This window comes from Brevundimonas denitrificans (assembly GCF_030160755.1).
Taxonomy (GTDB): Bacteria; Pseudomonadota; Alphaproteobacteria; order Caulobacterales; family Caulobacteraceae; genus Brevundimonas; species Brevundimonas denitrificans.
The window spans coordinates 19,684-39,183 of the sequence record NZ_BSOY01000019.1; the positions used below are offsets into that span (position 1 = coordinate 19,684).

Here is a 19,500-nt window from a genome sequence, read left to right on the forward strand (position 1 = left end):
CATGGAGATACGCGAAGGGCTCACCTTCGACGATGTTTTGCTGGAACCCGGCCCGTCAGAGATCATGCCCGCCGACGCGGATGTCTCGACGAAGCTCACCCGCGACATCAGGCTGAACATCCCGCTGACCTCGTCCGCCATGGACACGGTCACGGAAAGCCGGCTGGCCATCGCCATGGCCCAGGCCGGCGGTCTGGGCATCCTCCACCGCAATATGACGGTCGAGGAACAGGCCGACATGGTGCGCGAAGTGAAGCGCTACGAAAGCGGCATGGTCATCAATCCGGTGACCATCACGCCCCAGACCACGCTCGGCGAAATCCGCGCCATCGTGGCCAAGAGGAAGATCTCGGGCTTTCCCGTCGTCGATCCGAAGACCGGGAAACTGGTCGGCATCCTGACCAACCGTGACATGCGCTTCGACACCGATCCGAATCGCAAGGCCGTCGAACTGATGACCACGGGCGATCTGGTCACGGTGCGCGAAGGCGCCGGACGCGACGAGGCGCGGGCGCTGCTGCGCGACCGCAAGATCGAGCGCGTCATCGTCGTCGACGAGGACTATCGCGCCACCGGCCTGATCACGATGAAGGATATCGAGAAGGCCCAGGCCCATCCGCACGCGGCCAAGGACGATCAGGGCCGGCTGCTGGTCGGAGCCGCCTCGACCGTCGGCGACGCGGGCTTTGAGCGGGCCATGGCGCTGGCGGAAGCGGGAGTGGACGTGGTCGTCATCGACACCGCCCACGGCCACTCGATCCAGGTCAGCCGCGTGGTCGAGCGTATCAAGCGCGAATCCAACCGCATCCAGATCATCGCCGGCAACGTCGCCACCCATGACGCCGCCCGCGCCCTGATCGACGCGGGCGCCGACGCCGTGAAGGTCGGCATCGGTCCCGGCAGCATCTGCACCACCCGCATCGTCGCCGGCGTCGGCGTGCCCCAGCTGACGGCCATCATGGAGGCGGTGCGCGCCGCGAAGGAGTCGGGCGCGCCGGTCATCGCCGACGGGGGCATCAAATATTCGGGCGACCTGGCCAAGGCCATTGCGGCCGGCGCCTCATGCGCCATGATGGGCTCGATGTTCGCCGGCACCGACGAAAGCCCCGGCGAGGTCTTCCTGTACCAGGGCCGGTCCTACAAGTCGTACCGCGGCATGGGCTCGGTCGGGGCCATGGGGGCCGGCTCGGCCGACCGCTATTTCCAGAAGGAAGTCGAGGACACCCAGAAGCTGGTGCCCGAGGGCATCGAGGGCCAGACGCCGTACAAGGGGCCGATCGCCCCGGTGCTGCACCAAATGGTCGGCGGCCTGCGGGCCGCCATGGGCTATGTCGGCGCCGCCACCATCGCCGACCTGCAGGAACGCGCGCGCTTCGTGCGCATCACCGGCGCCGGGCTGCGTGAGAGCCACGTCCACGACGTGATGATCACCCGCGAAGCGCCGAACTACCGGCAGGGCTGATCGGAGAGGGGACTGAAGCCATGGATATGACGCCTGAATTCATCGCGCTGGCCTTCGTGCTGATTCTCGCCATCGTGCAGATCGGCTGGGCCGCCAGCGCGCGGACGGCGGACCTGGGTCTGAAATGGAACGCCGGCGCCCGGGACGGCGAGGCGCCCCCGCCCGGAAAGCTGGCCGGACGTCTGACCCGCGCCCAGGCCAATCTGTTCGAAACCCTGCCGATCTTCGCCGCCGCCGTGATTATGGCGCATGTGGCTGGCAAGGACGGCGGCCCCCTGACCCTGTGGGGGACGCACCTCTATCTTTTCGGCCGCGTGATCTACCTGCCGCTCTACGCCTTCGGCGTCGCCTATGTCCGGTCACTGGTCTGGGCGGCGTCGTTCGTGGGGCTGCTCATGATCATCGCCGCCCTTTTCGTCTGAAAGCCCGCCTTGACCCCAGCCGCCCGTCTCGCCGCCGCCGCCTCCGTTCTGGACAGCATCGCCCAGGGCCGCGCCCCCGCCGAGGTGGTGATCAAGGCCTGGGGCGCCGCCAACCGCTATGCCGGGTCCGGCGACCGCCGCGCCGTGGCCGAGCGCGTCTATCAGGTGCTGCGCGCCCGCGGCCGTCTGGTCGCGGCCATGGGCGGGCGTGAGGACGGTCGGGCGCTGGTCGTCGGGGCCCTGGCCTTCCTCGACAATCTGTCGCTGGAAGAGATCGAGGCCCTGCATTCCGGCGAGGGCTACGGCCCGCGGCCGCTGTCGAAACAGGAGCGGGCCCGGATCGCGGCGGGGGAGGGCGACCTGCCCCAGACCGCGACCGACCTGCCGGCCTTCGTGGTCGAGGACCTGAAGGCGACCTTCGGCGATCGCTGGAGCGAGGAGGCCGCGGGCCTGATGGCCCGCGCGCCGGTCGATCTGCGCGTCAACACCGCAAAGACCACGGTCGAGGCCGCGCGCGCGGAACTGAAGGCGACCGGCCTGACGCCGGAGCGCACGCCCTGGTCCGCCGTCGGGCTGCGCCTGCCGTCGGAGCCGGCGCCGAACGTCCAGGCGCTGGACGCCTTCAACGCCGGCCGTATCGAGATCCAGGACGAAGGCAGCCAACTGACCGCCTGGGTGGCCGGCGCCGGCCTGTCGTTCACGCCGGACAGCATCGTGGTCGACTATTGCGCCGGCGGCGGCGGCAAGACGCTGGCGCTGGCGGTGCAGGGTCTGCCCGCCGCCGATCCGGCCCGGGTCGCCGCGCCCAGCCCGGCCGGCTGGTCGCCGACCGGCGCCGATGAGCTTGCGGCGGCGAAGAGCGAGCCGGCGGCCGCGCCGATGCGGCTGATCGCCTGCGACGTGGTGCAGAAGCGGCTCGACAACATCCGTCCGCGTCTGTCCCGCGCCGGCGTCGCCGCCGACCTGCGGCTGATCGGCCAGAACGGCGGCGGGGTGGAGGAATTCAACGGCAAGGCCGATCTGGTCTTCGTCGACGCCCCCTGCAGCGGCTCCGGCGCCTGGCGTCGGCGTCCCGAGGACGCGTGGCGGCTCAAGGCCGACGAGATCGAGCGGCTGCACGCCCTGCAACTGCGCATCCTCGGCCAGGCCGCGGCGCTGGTGAAGCCGGGCGGACGGCTGGTCTATGTCACCTGTTCGATCCTGAGCCGCGAGAACGAGGCCGTCGCCGACGCCTTCGAAGCCGCCCACGCCGGCTTCCGCCCGTTACCGGTCGCCGATGCGCTGGCCGCCGACACCATCACCGACGCCGCCCGCACGCGTCTGGCCGGGGCGGCGACGGGCGGCCGCCTGCGCCTGTCGCCGGCCTCGACCGGGACGGACGGCTTCTTCATCGCCCTCTACGAGCGGCGGGCGTGAGCCGGGACTGGACCCTTTCCAGCTTCGGTCCGAAGACCGCCCTCTGCGTCATGGCCGCCGAACCCGAATACGGCCCGGCCCTGCGCAGCCGCATCCGCCCGCTGATCACCGGCGTCGGCCCCGTCGAATCCGCCGCGGCGGTCAGCCACGCGCTGGCTGTGTTGCAGGCCGGGGACGTCCTGCCTGAGCTCGTCGTCTCTCTCGGCTCGGCGGGTTCGCGCACGCTTGAGCATGCCCGCGTCTACCGGGTGAGCGAGGTCAGCTATCGCGACATGGACGCGAGCGTCCTCGGCTTTCCGAAGGGGGAGACGCCGTATCCGCGGATCGCCGCCGTCCTGCCGCTGGCTGATGGCCCCGCGGCCCTGCCTGCGGCCCGACTGGCCACGGGCGGAAGCGTCGTCTCCGGAGCCGGCTATGACGCCGTCGACGCCGACATGGTCGACATGGAGACCTTCGCCGTGGTCCGCGCCGCCGCCCGTTTCGGCCTGCCGGTGATCGGGCTGCGCGGCGTCTCGGACGGCCGCGCCGACCTCTCCCGCCTTGAGCACTGGACCGACGCCCTGGCCGAGATCGACCTGCGGCTGGCCGAGGCCCTCGACCTGTTGCATGACCATTTCACGCCTGTTCTCACGGAGCCCGCATGACCGCCCCCGCTGATCACCAGAAGGTCCTGATCGTCGACTTCGGCAGCCAGGTCACCCAGTTGATCGCCCGACGCCTGCGCGAGGCCAACGTCTATTGCGAGATCCATCCGTTCAACAAGGCCGAGGCGGTGGTCGATGAGATGAAGCCGAAGGCCATCATCCTGTCCGGCGGCCCGGCCAGCGTGCTGGAGCCCGACAGCCCCCGCATCGGCCGCAAGCTATTCGACCTCGGCCTGCCGATGCTGGCCATCTGCTACGGCCAGCAGCTGCTGTGCGACGTGCTGGGCGGCAAGGTCGAGGGCGGCCATCACCGCGAGTTCGGACGGGCCGAGATCGTCATCGCCGACGAGACGCCGCTGTTCGCCGGCATCGGCGCGGTCGACCATCGCGAGCCGGTGTGGATGAGCCACGGCGACCGCGTCGCCGCCATTCCCGAAGGGTTCAGGGTCGTCGCCACCTCGGCCGGCGCGCCGTTCGCGGCCATCGCCGACGAGGCGCGGAAAATCTACGCCGTCCAGTTTCACCCCGAGGTCCACCACACGCCGCGCGGGACCGAAATCTATCGCAACTTCCTGTTCGGCATCGCCGGGCTGAAGGGCGACTGGACCATGGCCGCCTATCGCGACGAGAAGATCGCCCAGATCCGGGAACAGGTCGGCGACGCGAAAGTCATCTGCGGCCTGTCGGGCGGCGTCGACTCCTCGGTCGCCGCCGTGCTGATCCACGAGGCCATCGGCGACCAGCTGACCTGCGTCTTCGTCGACACCGGCCTGCTGCGCAAGGACGAGGCCGAACAGGTCACGACCCTGTTCCGTGAGCACTACAACATCCCGCTGGTGCACGTTGACGCATCGAAGGAATTCCTCGGCGAACTGGCCGGCGTCTCGGACCCCGAGACCAAGCGCAAGATCATCGGCCGGGTGTTCATCGAGATCTTCGACCGCGAGGCCCACAAGGTCGAGGGCGCGGAATTCCTCGCCCAGGGCACCCTCTATCCCGATGTGATCGAAAGCGTCTCGGCCTCGGGCGGACCGTCCGCCGTGATCAAGAGCCACCACAATGTCGGCGGCCTGCCGGACTTCATGAAGCTGAAACTGGTCGAGCCGTTGCGGGAACTGTTCAAGGACGAGGTCCGCGCCCTGGGCCGCGAGCTGGGCCTGTCCGACGCCTTCGTCGGACGCCACCCCTTCCCGGGGCCGGGCCTGGCCATCCGCATCCCCGGCGAGATCACCCCCGAGGCGGTCGAGACCCTGCAACAGGCCGACGCCATCTACCTCGAGGAAATCCGCAAGGCCGGCCTCTACGACAGCATCTGGCAGGCCTTCGCCGTCCTGCTGCCGGTCAGGACCGTCGGCGTTATGGGCGACGCCCGCACCTATGAGAAGGTGCTGGCCCTGCGCGCGGTCACCTCGACCGACGGCATGACCGCGGACTTCTTCGAGTTCCCGTGGGACGTTCTGGGCCGCTGCGCGACGCGCATCGTCAATGAGGTCCGGGGTGTGAACCGGGTGGTCTATGACGTCACGTCCAAGCCGCCGGGCACGATCGAGTGGGAGTGAGGGCCGAGGCGGACCTCCGGGTTTCGCGACCGGATCGGTTCAGTCCGCGATAGCCTCATAGCTGAGCTTGAACGCGTCACGGAGCGCCGAGACGCGACGGTTGTCGAAGTCCGCGCCGCGGCAGGCGAAGGCGATCTGACGTGTCGGCGCGTTCTTCCCGAGCGATATCTGGCGAACGGGATAGGCGTCGACCATGGCGCCCCGCGCCTGCGGGATGATCGAAACGCCGAGCCCGGACGAGACCATGGCCAGGACCGCCTCGATAGACTCCAGCTCGAATTTGGGCGTCATCGAAGGCGCGACCCGGCGCATATAGGTCGCGGCGACGCGACCGCTTGTGAGCGAGGTGTCGAACTGCAGCCAGTTGTAGCGCCGGACCAGGCCCGCGATGGACTCACCCTCGCTGTCAGGCGGGGCGACGAACACGAACGGCTGCTCGGTCAGGTCCTCCCAGTACAGCCGGCTTGACCCGCCGGACGTCGGACGGATGAGGGCGGCTCCGTCCAGGCGGCCCGCCTTGAGCTGGTCGAGAAGTTCAACCGAATCACCCTGTATCACCCGGACGCTCAACTCCGGATGCCGGCGATTGATCTCTCGCAGGACGTGCGGAATCATCGTCGGCTGCAACGACCGGATCGTGCCGAGAACCACCCGGCCTGTCAGGGCGATGGTCTGACGCGTGCGCGCGGCCTCGACGGCATCCAGCGCGGCGCGCACGTTCTCGGTCAGCTCCCGGGCGAGCGGAGTCGGTTTCGAGGTCCGTCCGGACCGGTCGAAAAGGGGTTGCCCCAGATACTCCTCAAGGCGCTTGACCTGAAGGCTCACGGCGCTGGCGCTCAGGCCCATGTCCTCTGCCGCGCCGGCGAAACTGCCGTTCCGCAGGATGGAATCCAGGGTGATGAAGAACTCGAACTTCACGTGGGACCTCCCGGCCTGACCAGCGCTCTCCGCGCGCCGGACCCGGTATGCGCGTATGATGATGATAGATGAGATTACCTCATCTTTCGCTGAACGAAACATCACTATTGCTTTAGTTCAGCCGGGTCTACGTCTCTTCGTACGGGTTCAGGTCCAGGGATACGTCCCGGCCTGCACCCCGACCGACACGCCCGAAGAGGCGCTTGCGGTTAGGGAAGGAAATACAGTGCCACGCGAACACGCGATCAAACTGCTCATCGACGGCGTCTGGGTTGAGGGCGACGGAGACTCCATCTCCGTTGTCGACAAATACTCGGGCCAGCCGATCGGTCTCATCCAGAGCGCCTCGACCGCCCAGGTCGACGCCGCGGTCTCCGCGGCGCGCCGCTCGTTCGAGTCCATCAAGCTTGAGCCCCATGAACGCTACCGGCTTCTGATGCGGGTCGCGGACCTGATCGAGGCCAACCGCGATGCGCTCGCCGAGCTGATCATCAGCGAATCCGGCGTGCCATGGAAGGATTCGAACAATGAGGTCGGCCGCGCCGCCGAGACCTTCCGCCTGTCGGCCGAGGAGGCCAGACGTCTGGTCGGCGAGATGGTGCCCATCCAGGGCGCCGCGGGGCAGTCACACCGGATGGCGTTCACGATCCGCGTCCCGCGCGGTGTCGTCGGCGGCATCAGCTCGTTCAACTCGCCGCTCAACATGGTCGCCCACAAGGTCGCGCCTGCGCTGGCGGCCGGCAACAGCGTGGTCTTCAAGCCGCCGGCGGCGACGCCCCTGTCCGCGACGCGGCTGTTCGAGCTGATGCTCGAGGCCGGCGTGCCGCCCACCCATATCAATCTCGTGCATGGTGAAGGCCGCGGCGTCGGCCAGCAGCTGGTCGATCATGAAGGCATCGACTTCTTCACCTTCACCGGCAGCACGCCGGTCGGCAAACTCATCCGCCAGAGCCGTGGGCTGCGCCCGGTCGCCCTGGAGTTGGGCAGCATCGCCGCCACCATCGTCTGCGCCGACGCCGATCTTGATCGGGCGGCCCTGCGGTGCGCCCAGTCGGGCTTCCGCCGTCAGGGACAGGCCTGCACCTCGACCCAACGCCTGTTCGTCCAGCGGGAGATCCTCGAGACCTTCACCGCGAAACTGATGTCGGAGGTCGCGTCGCTGGTGGTCGGGGATCCGCGCGATCACCACACCGATGTCGGGCCGATGATCAGCGAGAAGGATGCGGCCCGTGCCGAGGCCTGGGTCCAGGAGGCCGTCGCCCAGGGCGCGACCCTGCTGGCCGGCGGCGTCCGGACCGGCTCCGTGCTGCCGCCGACCGTGCTGACGGACGTCACGCCGGGCATGCGGGTCCTGTGTGAGGAGATCTTCGCTCCCGTCTTGTCGATCATTCCGTTCGATACGCTCGATGAGGCCATCGACCGGGTCAATGCGACCGAGTTCGGGCTCGCCGCAGGCCTGTTCACCCGCGACATCCAGCGGGCCCTCGAGGGCGCGGCGCGCCTGCATGTCGGCGTGGTCCACCTCAACGACGCCTCGAGCAGCCGCGTCGACCTCATCCCGTTCGCCGGGGTGAAGGAAAGCGGTGTCGGCGTCGAAGGCCCGAAATACGCGATCCGCGAGATGACTGAAGAGCGCCTCGTGACGGTGACCCTGTGATGGACGGAACAATGAACGAGCAAGGCGTGACCGGCGCGATCTTCATGGCCCAGTGCCTGAAGGAGGAGGGCGTCGAGAAGGTCTTCGGCCAGTGCGGCCACACCAACTACGCCCTCATCGACGCCTGCCAGCGGCTGGGCATCGAATACATCTCCTTCCGTCACGAGCAGCAGGCGGTCCACGCGGCCGACGCCTACTATCGGGTGTCGAAGAAGCTGGCGGTCATCAACGTGCACCTGTCGCCCGGCCTGACCAATACGGTCACCGGCGTCGCCTCCGCCGCCATGGACGGCACGCCGATGGTGGTGATCACCGGCAACACGCCGTCCTACCATCACCCCCGCGAGGCCCATCAGAGCATGCGGCTGCATGCCGACGCCTCCCAGGGCGACATCTTCCGGCCGATCTGCAAGCGGGTCTGGCGCGTCGACGACGCCAAATTCCTGCCCGAGATCATGCATCGCGCCCTGAACATCGCCCAGACCGGGCGGCCCGGCGCCGTGCTGCTCGACATCCCGATGGACGTCTTCTCGCAGAAGATTTCGGCCGCCCCGGTGACGCGTTCGCGTCGTCCCAACTTCCCCCGCTCGATGGGCGACGCCCAGGGTGTGGCCGAGGCGGCCCGTCTTTTGTCCTCCGCCGCCAATCCGGTCATCTTCGCCGGCAACGGCGTGGCGCTGTCGGGCGCCTTCGCAGAACTCCAGGCTCTGGCCGAACGGCTGGGCGCGCCGGTGGCCACCACCCTGGTCGGCAAGGGCGTCTTCCCCGAAACCCATCCCTTGTCGCTGGGCACCACCGGCATCTGGGGCTCGCGGGTCGCCAACGAAAGCGCCCGCAACGCCGACGTCATCCTGGCCGTCGGCACGGCCTTCGGGGAGGCGGACTGCAGCTCCTGGCGGCCCGAGCACACCTTCAACATCCCCGGCACGAAGCTGATCCAGATCGACATCGATCCCCAGGAGATCGGCAAGAGCTATCCTGTCGACATCGGCATTCTCGGCGACGCCAGGGCGACGCTGGCCCAGCTTGCCGCTGCGCTCGCGGATACGCCCCGACCGACTGCCGCGGCCCAGGCCCAGGCTGCGGTCACGGCGTCGCGCAAGGCGGCCTGGCGTGAGGAGCTGAAAAACACCCAGCTGGTCGACACCAAGCCGATCCACCCGGCCCGCCTGCTCATGGAGCTGTCGAAGGCGGCCCCCGCCGATGCGGTGTTCGTCACGGATGTGGGCTGGAACAAGAACGGCGCGGGCCAGCAGCTTGAGATCGCCAGCCCGGCCGGATTCATCACCAGCGGCGGCATGGCGACGATGGGCTATTCGCCCGGCGCCGCGATCGGGGCCAAGCTGGGCGCGCCGGAGCGCAAGGTGCTCGGCCTCGTCGGCGACGGCGGCCTGATGTCGGTTCTGGGCGCCCTGACCACGGCGGTCGAACTGGACATCCCGGTCCTCTGGGTGCTGTTCAACAACTTCTGCTATTCGACCATCCGCACCGTCGGCACGACCTATTTCGACAACAGCTACGGCACCGAATTCCGGACGCCGGACGGCGAGCTCTACAATCCCGATTTCCAGATGCTGGCCAAATCCTTCGGGATCGAGTCGGCGTTGATCGAGGAGCCCGACGACCTCGAGGCCGGGATCAAGGCCGCCCTGGCCAAGGACGTTCCCTTCCTGCTCGAAGTCCGCACCCGCGGCGACGTCCCCATGCCGCGCACCGGCTACTGGGACATCGCCGACTTCCTGGCGCACGGCAATGACTGAGGCGCGCCCCGTCTCATCCCCCGCCCTGCGCCAGCGGGACTATGAACCCGCGGCCGGCGGCCCGCTGGACGGCGTGCGGGTGCTGGACCTGTCCCGGCTGTTCGCCGGCAACGTCCTGACCCAGATGCTCGGGGATTTCGGCGCCGAGGTGATCAAGGTCGAGCCGCCGAACGGCGACACCCTTCGCGGATGGAAGACACGCGGCGTCTCCACCCACTGGAAAATCTACGCCCGCAACAAGAAGAGCCTGTGCCTCGACCTTCGCTCGACCAGGGCGCGGGAACTGCTGCTTGACCTGGTTCCATCGGCGGGGATCGTCGTCGAGAGCTTCCGACCCGGCGTCCTTGAGGCCATGGGGCTCGCCCCCAAGATCCTGCTGAAGCGCAATCCCAAACTGGTGATCGTGCGCATCTCGGGCTGGGGCCAGGACGGTCCCTACTACCAGCGGCCGGGCTTCGGCACGGTGATCGAGGGTATGTCCGGCTTCGCCTCGATCAACGGTTTCGAGGACCGCGAGCCGATCCTGCCGCCCATGTATCTCGCCGACGGCGTCGCGGGGGTCTACGGCGTCTCCGCCGCGCTGCTGGCGCTTCGGGAGGCCGAGCGGCCCGGGGGCAAGGGCCAGGTCATAGACTTGCCGCTCTACGACCCGCTGTTCGCCCTGCTGGGCCCGCAAGCCGCCAATTTCAGGCTCACCGGAGAGACCCGCAAGGCCACCGGCAGCCGGTCCAGCAACTCGGCCCCGCGAAACGCCTACCGGTGCCGCGACGGAAAATACGTCAGCCTGTCGGGTTCGACCCAGTCCATGGCCGAGCGGATTTTCAACGCGATCGGCCGCCCGGACCTGATCCTTGACCCGCGGTTCCGGACCAATGCGGACAGGCTGAACAACGTCGCCGCGCTGGACGAAGTGATCGGCGGCTTCATCGCCGGCTTCGACCAGACCGAACTGGTCGCCCTGATGGAAAAGGCCGAGGTGACCGTCGGGCCCATCTACGACATCGGCCAGATCATGGTCGATCCGCATGTGGTGGAGCGCGAAATCCTCGCCGACTACCCCGATGCCGACATCGGCAGCCTGCCGATGCACCATGTGGTGCCGCGCATGTCGGAAACGCCCGGATCCATCCGCTATCCGGCGCCGCGACTGGGCGAACACAACCGAGCCCTTCTGGGCGAGCTCGGCATCGGCGACGCTGACTACGAAGGCCTGGTCGCCGCCCGGGTGGCGATCGAGGATCGCGCCCCCGACGCCGGAGCGGAATCGTGACCCCCGTGTGGCGCTCGCTCCAGTATGTGCCGGCTCACGTTGAGAAATACGTGTCGAGCCCGCATATCGCAGCCGCGGACGCCGTCATTCTCGATCTGGAAGACAGTGTTCCGGCCGACAGGAAGACGCTCGCCCGGGCGGGGCTCGCCACCGCCATCCCGACGGTCGCCAGCGCCGGCGCCGACGTGCTCGTCCGCATCAACGACGGCGACATGGCGGCGGACGATATCGTCGCCGCGGTGCAGCGCGGCGTGGCGGCGCTCGTCATACCCAAGGTACGCGATGCGGCGCGTCTCAAGGATCTGGACCGTCTGGTCTCCGACGCCGAGGCGGGAGCGGGAATGGCGGCCGGGTCAGTGCGCTTTGTCGTCCTGATCGAAACGGCGGACGGCTTCCTGGACATGCTCGCCATCGCCAGGGCGACCCGGCGAACCGTCGCGATCAATCTCGGCAATGAGGACTTCGCCCTCGATCTGGGCATGGAGGCCAGCGATGAGACCTTGCTGATGCCGCGTCAGCAATTGGTTATCGTCGCGGCGGCGGCCGGGATCATGCCCCTGGGCCTGATGGGCTCCGCGACCCGGTTTGACGACTCCGACGCCTATCGGGCGCTGGCGCTGAAGTCGCGGCGGTTCGGATACGTCGGGTCCAGCTGCATTCACCCGTCGCAGATCGCGATCCTGAACGAGGCCTTCTCGCCGACGGCCGAGCAGATCGTCGAGGCGCGCCGTCTGGTTCAGGCCGCGGAGGCGGCGGGAGCCGATGGGCGCGGCGCCTTCCCGATCGACGGCCGGATGATCGACGGGCCGATCGTCGCCCGGGCCCAAGCCCTGATCGACCGGCATCAGACCATAGAGGCGCGAGAGACGATGCGCGCCGGCGCTGAAAACAGTCCAATAAACTCAATAACCTAACAACAAAAACAAGTACGGCCCAGATCAATGGAGCCGATAGAGCAACATAGAGGGAGGATTAGTAATGAACGTGATTGAAAAGAGTGCAGGTGTTGATTTCCGCCGCTTCGGCCAACTCGGCTGGCGAGCGGGACTGATGAGTTCGGTCGCCCTGGCTCTGGTCGCGGTTCCCTCCCTTGCATGGGCCCAGGACCCCGGCCGTCCCACCGCCGCGGCGACCGCCGCCGCCCAGGATGAGGACTCCGACGAAGGCGAGGAGGACGCCTCGGAACTCGACGATGTCGTCGTCACCGGCACGGCCATTCGCGGCGTCGCGCCCGTCGGGTCTGCGACGGTCGGGATCACCCAGGAAGACATCGTCCAGGCGCCGGTTCGGGACGCCAGTTCCCTGGTCGCCCGGTTGCCGCAGGCCTCAAGTCAGGGCGCCACGCTGACGTCGAGCGGCGGCCGCGCGGCCGGCGTCAACCTGCGCGGACTGGGCAACAATGCGACGCTCGTTCTCTTCGACGGGCGCCGTGTGGTGCCGCAGGGCGGCAACGCCCAGGTGTCCGACCCCAACCTGGTGCCGTTCTCCGCCATTGAGCGTGTGGAAGTGGTGACGGATGGCGCTTCGGCCATCTACGGCTCGGACGCGGTCGCCGGCGTCGTCAACTATATCCTGCGCCGCAATTTCGACGGCCTGGAGCTCAGCAGCCGCTACACCACCACCCTCTATGACCAATACGCCATCGATGGCGTGTTCGGGCGCACCTGGTCCGGCGGCAGCCTGCTGGTCGCGGGGGCCTATGACACCAATGACAGCGTGGGTCGTGACGCCCGCGACTACATGTTGCAGGACCTGCGGCCGTACGGCGGCAACGACAACCGCTTCATCGGGACGACGGTTTTTCCGGACGAGGTGGGCGCGCTGATCATCGGCAACAATGTCTACGGTCTGCCGAACACCAATGGCGTGAGACCGACGGCGGCGCAGGTTCTTCCGCGTCTCGGCAATCCCTCCCTGTATGACTCGTCCCACCTGTATGACTTCTACACCGGCCGCGAACGCTATGCCTTCCTGATCAAGGCGCGCCAGGAGATCGCGCCCGGCATCGACGTCGGCTACACCGGAATCTACAACCGGCGGACCAATGAATCCCGCGCCGGCGACGGTTTCGAACGCATTGCGATCCGGGTGCAGCCCACCAGCCCCTACTACATTCCGGGCATGCCCAATCCGACGGCGAACCAGACCGTCGTCTATAACTATTCGCTCAACAATCCGGACACATCTCGCTCGCAGGACAACCTTGAAGAGACCTTCAACCACTCGATCGACCTCACGGCGCAACTGCCCTGGGACTATCGCTTCTCCGGCCTGATCACCTACGGGAAGACAGACTCCTGCAACGTCTGCCAGGCCCAGGTGAACACGACGCGGGCCACGGTCATCGCCAATGACATGTCCTATGGCTTCAACCCCTATCTGACGGGCCGCCAGGCCGCCGCGGACGCGCTCGTGGGCGGGTTCATCCAGCAGTACGATACGGTGCTGTTCGACTCGGTGGCCAAGATCGACGGTTCGCTGTTCAGCCTCCCGGCGGGCGATGTCCGGTTCGCCGTGGGCGCCGAGTTCTCGCGCTACAAGCTGTATCTGAAGGCCCAGAACACCCTCAACCTGACAAACACCTATCAAACGTCGCGCTTCACCAAGAGCGACCGGGACGTCGTGTCGGGCTTCGGTGAAATCTTCGTCCCGATCGTCGGCGGCGCCAACGCCATGCCCTTCATCGAGTCCCTCGATCTGAGCATGGCCCTTCGCTACGACGACTATTCGGACGCCGGAACCACGACGAACCCGAAGGTCGGTCTGACCTGGCGCGTGAATGACGAACTGTTGTTCCGGGGCAGCTGGGGCACATCCTTCAGGGCCCCGACCCTGATCGAGGCCAATCCGGCCACCGTGGGCCAGACCAACCGGGTGTTCGTCAGCAACGGCGCCGGCGATCCCGCCATTCCCATCACCAACCTCAGCACCGGCCAGAGCGCGGTTCTGTCCCGGACCGGCAACACGGCGGGTCTGCAGCCTGAGTCCGCGGAAATCTGGTCGATGGGCGCGGAGTACAGCCCGAACTTCATTCCCGACCTGCGCCTGAGCCTGACCTACTACAATGTCGCCTACGTCGACCGGATCGAGAACCTGCCGAACCAGACCCTGATCCTGGCGAGCCCGGGCAATCTCGCCCTCTACCGCGACTTCTTCATCACCGCGCCTCAGCCCGGCACCTGCGTCAACGGCAACTATGCGACCTACAACCCCGCCTATCTGCCGTGGCTGACCGATCCGAACGCCGTCTTCTCACCCTCGACGATCAACGACTGTTCGCTGGTGGGCATTATCGCCGGCGGGCGCCTGAACCTCGGCGACGTGCGGCAGAGCGGTCTCGATTTCGCGGCCAACTACCGCCACGAGACCGAGTTCGGCGAGTTCCGCTTCTCCGGCAGCTTCTCCAAGATCCTGAACCTGGAGAAGAGCGTTGTGGCGGGCGGCCCCCTGTTCGATGCCCTGGATACCTACGGCTTCCAGGTCAGCGAGCGCGGCCGGCTCGGCGTGAACTTCAACCGTGGCGGCTTCGACGCCAACATGTCCGCCAACTTTGTCGGCTCCTACCTCAACAATGCGACCATCACCGTCGCCGGGACGAAGCTTCCGGATACGGAAGTGCCGTCCTGGACCACGATCGACGCCGGCATCGCCTATGAGTTCGAAGGCGGCGAATCCGGCGCCCTGGACGGAGTACGCGCGTCGATGAGCATCCAGAACGTCTTCGATGAAGAGCCGCCGATCGTTCTGAGCGGAACCACTGCGGTTGACCTGGGCAACCACAATCCGTTCGGCCGGATCTTCTCGTTCGAACTCAGCAAGCGGTTCTAGGCCTAAGACCGGTCCCGCGCGTTCCAGTGCGGGACCGGCCGATCCAGGAAGGGTCCACCCGATGAAGACGTCAATCCTTGTTCGCTTCGCCCTCGCTTCCGCGATGGCCGTCCTCATCGCCGGCTGCGCGCACGCGCAGGCGCCGGCCCCGGCCCCGGCTTCGGCCGTTCCGGCGGCCCGGCCTCAGGGGCCCGCAGACCCCTATGAGGGCCGCAAGAAGCTGCTGGTCGTCGCCGACGTCCAGACCGGCTTCCACCACAACTCGATCAGCCATGCGATGGCGACGATCGAACAGATGGGCCGCGAAAGCGGCTTCTACGTCGCCTTCCTGCGTACGGATTCCCAGCTCATCACGTCCGAGCCGATCGTCGGCAGCGGCGCGCGATATGCCGGACGCCAGATCAACGCCCGCAACCTGGACTATTTCGACGCCATCTTCTTCCTCGGCAGCGGGGAGGGGACCCTGACCGACCAGCAGAAGGCCGACCTGCTCGCCTTCGTCCACGATGACGGCAAGGGCTTCATCGGCGGCCATGCCTCGACCGTCGCCTTCTACAACTGGCCGGAGTACGGCGAGATGATCGGCGGCTTCATGGACGGCGAGTTTCCGGTCCAGCCCATGCGACTGATCGTCGAGGATCCCGACTTCCCCGGCGCCCGCGATTTCCCCACCACCTTCACGGACCAGTACCAGTTTCTGAAGGCGCCCTATGACACCGGAGACGTCCACACCATCCTGCGTCTCGACCCGGCCCAATTGACGGCCGAGCAACTGGCCCGGCGGCCGGACGGCGACTTCCCCGTGGTCTGGGCGCGCAACTACGGCCGGGGCAGGGTCTACATCTCCACCTTCGGCCACCTTGACGATCCGTGGGATCAGCCGGCGGTCCGGGAACTCTACCTTGAAGGCATCAAATGGGCGCTGGGCCTGACCGATGCCGACGTCACACCCGACACCCAGCCCCAGTAGAGAGACGGAGCAAGCGATGAAAACGACCATGATGAAGGGTGTGGGCGCGAGCCTGGCGCTGGCCCTGCTGGCCGGTTCGCCCGTCCTCGCCCAGACGCTGCCGGCCGATCAGTGGCCGAGCTACGGCCAGAACGCCGGGAGCACCAATTTCTCGCCGCTGGACCAGATCACGGCCGCGAACGTGTCGACCCTCCGGCGGGCCTGGACCTTCAACTACGGCGGCGGAACCGACAACGAAGGCGACCGCGGGCTGAATTTCCGCTGGGAGGTCACGCCGCTGATCATCGGCGGCGTCATGTACGTCTCGACACCGTCCAATCCGGCCATTCCGGACCTGAAATCGACGATTACGGCGCTCGAGCCCGAGACCGGGCGGGTGATCTGGAAATACGAGTCCGACCGCAACATCCACGGCCGCGGCCTGGCCTACTGGCCGGGCGACGGCCAGGTCGGCCCGCGGCTCTTCTTCGCGACCGAGCAGGGATACCTCCGTGCGCTCGACATGGGCACCGGTCAGCTCGCTGCAGGCTTTGGAGAGCAGGGCGAGATCGACGCCTATGTGGGCGTCGCCTCCGAACTGGTGGGCGAGACCCGGCGCGACACCTGGAGCATTCCCAATCCGGCGTCGATCTACCGGAACCTCGTCATCACCGGCGCCCGGCCGGGCGAGGCGGGGCCTCCGGGACCGCGCGGCGACATTCGGGCCTGGGACGCCCGCACCGGCGCCCTGGTCTGGACCTTCCACACCGTTCCGCAGGAAGGCGAAGCCAACAACGACACCTATTCCAACGACGAATGGCGGGATCGCAGCGGGGCCAATGTCTGGTCGACCATGACGGTCGACGCCGAGAACGGAATCGTCTTTGCGCCGGTCGGAGATCTCAACGGCCGCGCCGCTGGACCCGAACTCTATTCGGCGAGCCTGCTGGCGCTGGACGCCGCCACAGGGCAGCTGAAGTGGTTCTTCCAGATGACCCACAAGGACCTGTGGGACTGGGACCAGCCCACGCCGCCCGTGCTGGTGGATTTCACCGCCAACGGAGAGACCGTCCCGGCCATCGCCCTGACCGGCAAGCAGAGCCTGTTGTTCGTGTTCAACCGGCTGACCGGCGAGCCTTTGCACGCGGTGGAGGAGCGGCCGACGCCGCGCAGCGATGATCCCGCGGATCTGGCCTGGGCCACGCAGCCCTTCCCGGTCCGGCCGGGGCCGCTCGCCCGGACCAGCATGACGCGCGATGAAATCCCCAACATCACGCCGGAGCAGCACGCCTACTGCACCAATTTCTGGGACCAGAACAACATTCTGGACACCGGCCTGTACGGCCGTCCGCTGCTGACCCGCGGCACCCTCAGCTTCCCGTCGACCCTGGGCGGTCCGAACTGGGGCGGCCCGTCCTGGAGCCCGCAGACCGGCCTGTTCATCGTCAATGTCCAGAACATGGGTCAGTATCGCGCGGCGGGTCCCGCCGGCCGCGGCTTCGGCGTCGGCAGTGGACCGCGTCCGCCGGCTCCGGCCGCCCGACCCGCCGGCGAACCCGGCGCTCCGCCGGCGATCGTCCAGTCGGGCTTCAACTTCCGGGTCGACGCCAACACGGTGCTGCCGTGCACGCCCACGCCCTGGGGCGAACTGGTGGCCGTCGACATCAACAAGGGTGAGATCGTCTGGCGCTCGCCGTTGGGCTCCATCCCGGGTCTCGGCGCCGAAGGCGTCGATCTCGGCGCGCGCAACCTGGGCGGAAACATCCAGACCGCGGGCGGCCTGGTCTTCATAGGCGCGACCAATGACCGTCAGTTCCGCGCCTATGACTCGCGGACCGGGGAACAGCTCTGGTCCGTCGAACTGGACGCCAGCGCCCACGCCACGCCCATCACCTACATGGGCAAGGACGGAAAGCAGTACGTGGTCGTGGTCGGGGCGGGCGGCACCGCCGTCGGCTCGCGGCGCATGTCCGACACGTTGAACGCCTTCGTCCTGCCCTGAGGAACGCCCGGGCGGCTGCGTCCCTGAGGGGGCGCCGCCGCCCACCGGCGCGCCTGTCGCGCGCCGGGCCATTGTACAAGGATTTCGACCATGGACTCCGCCGCATCCGGCGCGCCCCGCAGGACGAACGCCCGCTATGGCGTCCTCGCCCTGATCGCGATCGGCACCATGATCAACTACCTGGATCGTTCGCTGCTCAGTGTGGCGGCGCCCTCGATGACGGCGGAGCTCGGCATCGGCGCCGCAACCATGGGCATCCTGTTCTCGGTCTTCTCCTGGAGCTATGCGATGGCCCAGATCCCGGGCGGCGTGCTGCTCGACCGGTTCGGCGTTCGCCTGACCTACTTCTGGTCGGTCTCTCTCTGGTCGATCTTCACCCTGCTGCAGGGTCTCGCGACCAGTCTGGGCGCCCTGCTGGGTTTCCGGTTCGCGCTCGGCGCGGCCGAGGCTCCGTGCTTCCCGGCCAACAGCCGGGTGCTGGTCAGCTGGTTCCCGCAACATGAGCGGGCCCGGGCCAACAGCGTCTACACCGTCGGCATGTACTCGGGGATCGCCTTTCTGAGCCCCGTGCTGTTCTGGATCACGGCGACCTGGGGCTGGCGGGCGCTGTTCATCATCGCCGGCGTGGTCGGGCTGGTCTTCGCCGGGGTCTGGTATCTGCGCTATCGCGAGCCGCAGGAGAGCCCCAAGGCCAACCAGGCCGAGCTCGACTACATCACCGCCGGCGGCGGCATCGCCGCCCAAGGCCGCACGCCCTTCGCCTGGAAGGACGTGGCCTGGCTCCTCAGCAAGCGTCAGATTCTCGGCGCCTCGATCGGCCAGTTCGCGACCAACGCCACGCTTGTCTTCTTCCTCACCTGGTTCCCGACCTATCTGGTCACCGAGCGCGGCATGCCCTGGCTCAAGGTCGGCTGGGTCGCCGTCCTGCCGTTTATCGCCGCCTCCATCGGCGTCCTGATCGGCGGGCAGCTGTCCGACCGTCTGGTCAAACACAGCGGCTCGGCCACCTTCGGCCGCAAGCTGCCGATCGTCGGCGGCCTGTTGCTGTCCTCCACCATCGTCCTCGCCGCCTTCCTCGAAAGCGACGCCATGGTGATCGCCGTCATGTCGATCGCCTTCTTCGGCCAGGGCATGTCGAACCTCGGCTGGACCCTGATCTCGGATGTCGCGCCGAAGCGGCTGGTGGGGCTGACCGCCGGGGTCTTCAACTTCTGCACCAACCTGGCCGGCATCGTGACGCCGATGCTGATCGGCTTCATCGTCGCGGCGACCGGCTCGTTCCTGGGCGGTCTGGCCTTCATCGGCGTGATGGCCCTGATCGGCGCGCTTTCCTACACATTCCTCGTCGGCAAGGTCGAACGCATCATCGAACCGGCCGACCGTCAGCCTTCCGCGGAGGGGGAGTGAGTCGGGTCGGACCCGAACGCCCTTCGCGCAGTAATCCCCAAGTCAGGAAGTTTGAGATGACGACCCCGAAACACGAACACAGGTCTGGCTGGCGACGGGTCGCAGGCGCCTGCGCCGCGGTGCTGATCACGGCGGCCTGTTCCCCCGCCGGGACGTCCGCCCCCGCCTCGGCGGGGACGCCGACGCCGACGCCGTCCGCGCCGCCG

The 19,500-nt window shown here is 67.7% G+C and carries 14 protein-coding genes; 13 read left to right on the plus strand and 1 reads right to left on the minus strand.

Features of this window, described 5'->3' with window-relative positions; translation table 11 throughout:
* The first annotated feature begins 1 nt into the window (after position 1).
* The 5 genes from guaB to guaA are packed head-to-tail and all read left to right on the plus strand — an operon-like array spanning position 2 to position 5,503.
* Complete coding sequence (gene guaB / locus QQJ79_RS06040) at positions 2-1,462, plus strand: IMP dehydrogenase (RefSeq protein ID WP_284222021.1); 1,461 nt, start codon at positions 2-4, stop codon at positions 1,460-1,462.
* 20 nt (positions 1,463-1,482) lie between these two features.
* Positions 1,483-1,884 (plus strand): MAPEG family protein, encoded by a 402-nt coding sequence (locus tag QQJ79_RS06045; protein WP_348521776.1) that lies wholly within the window; start codon positions 1,483-1,485, stop codon positions 1,882-1,884.
* 9 nt (positions 1,885-1,893) lie between these two features.
* Positions 1,894-3,300: an RsmB/NOP family class I SAM-dependent RNA methyltransferase gene (locus QQJ79_RS06050; protein WP_284222022.1), complete on the plus strand. Its 1,407-nt coding sequence runs from the start codon at positions 1,894-1,896 to the stop codon at positions 3,298-3,300.
* Entirely contained in the window at positions 3,297-3,944 is a 648-nt protein-coding gene (locus QQJ79_RS06055) for a 5'-methylthioadenosine/S-adenosylhomocysteine nucleosidase (RefSeq protein ID WP_284222023.1), read from the plus strand. Before QQJ79_RS06050 ends, QQJ79_RS06055 begins: the two co-directional genes overlap by 4 nt.
* The gene (guaA, locus tag QQJ79_RS06060; RefSeq protein ID WP_284222024.1) at positions 3,941-5,503 is read left to right on the plus strand and encodes a glutamine-hydrolyzing GMP synthase; all 1,563 of its coding nucleotides are present in this window, start codon (positions 3,941-3,943) and stop codon (positions 5,501-5,503) included. The genes QQJ79_RS06055 and guaA overlap by 4 nt, the downstream gene beginning before the upstream one ends.
* 39 nt (positions 5,504-5,542) lie before the next feature.
* Here the strand turns inward: guaA and QQJ79_RS06065 are convergent, their stop codons facing one another.
* On the minus strand, positions 5,543-6,421 hold the full coding sequence (locus QQJ79_RS06065) for a LysR family transcriptional regulator (RefSeq protein WP_284222025.1): 879 nt from the start codon (positions 6,419-6,421) through the stop codon (positions 5,543-5,545).
* A gap of 226 nt (positions 6,422-6,647) precedes the next feature.
* Here QQJ79_RS06065 and QQJ79_RS06070 point away from each other — a divergent pair, with 226 nt between their 5' ends.
* The 8 genes from QQJ79_RS06070 (at position 6,648) to QQJ79_RS06105 (ending at position 19,294) form a co-directional block, all read left to right on the plus strand.
* Positions 6,648-8,078, plus strand: coding sequence for an aldehyde dehydrogenase family protein (locus QQJ79_RS06070; protein ID WP_284222026.1), 1,431 nt, complete (start codon positions 6,648-6,650; stop codon positions 8,076-8,078).
* A gap of 11 nt (positions 8,079-8,089) precedes the next feature.
* The gene (locus QQJ79_RS06075) at positions 8,090-9,838 is read left to right on the plus strand and encodes a thiamine pyrophosphate-binding protein (RefSeq protein ID WP_284222027.1); all 1,749 of its coding nucleotides are present in this window, start codon (positions 8,090-8,092) and stop codon (positions 9,836-9,838) included.
* The gene (locus QQJ79_RS06080) at positions 9,831-11,108 is read left to right on the plus strand and encodes a CaiB/BaiF CoA transferase family protein (RefSeq protein WP_284222028.1); all 1,278 of its coding nucleotides are present in this window, start codon (positions 9,831-9,833) and stop codon (positions 11,106-11,108) included. Before QQJ79_RS06075 ends, QQJ79_RS06080 begins: the two co-directional genes overlap by 8 nt.
* Complete coding sequence (locus QQJ79_RS06085) at positions 11,105-12,022, plus strand: HpcH/HpaI aldolase/citrate lyase family protein (protein WP_284222029.1); 918 nt, start codon at positions 11,105-11,107, stop codon at positions 12,020-12,022. Before QQJ79_RS06080 ends, QQJ79_RS06085 begins: the two co-directional genes overlap by 4 nt.
* 136 nt (positions 12,023-12,158) lie before the next feature.
* A complete protein-coding gene (locus QQJ79_RS06090) occupies positions 12,159-14,936 on the plus strand; it encodes a TonB-dependent receptor plug domain-containing protein (RefSeq protein WP_284222030.1) in 2,778 nt (925 codons plus the stop codon).
* A gap of 61 nt (positions 14,937-14,997) precedes the next feature.
* Positions 14,998-15,906, plus strand: a complete 909-nt coding sequence (locus QQJ79_RS06095; RefSeq protein WP_284222031.1) for a ThuA domain-containing protein — start codon at positions 14,998-15,000, stop codon at positions 15,904-15,906.
* A gap of 16 nt (positions 15,907-15,922) precedes the next feature.
* Positions 15,923-17,887 carry an outer membrane protein assembly factor BamB family protein gene (locus QQJ79_RS06100; RefSeq protein ID WP_284222032.1) on the plus strand — a complete coding sequence of 655 codons (1,965 nt, stop codon included), beginning with the start codon at positions 15,923-15,925 and terminating at the stop codon, positions 17,885-17,887.
* A gap of 90 nt (positions 17,888-17,977) precedes the next feature.
* Positions 17,978-19,294, plus strand: a complete 1,317-nt coding sequence (locus QQJ79_RS06105; RefSeq protein ID WP_284222033.1) for an MFS transporter — start codon at positions 17,978-17,980, stop codon at positions 19,292-19,294.
* Positions 19,295-19,500 lie beyond the last annotated feature (206 nt).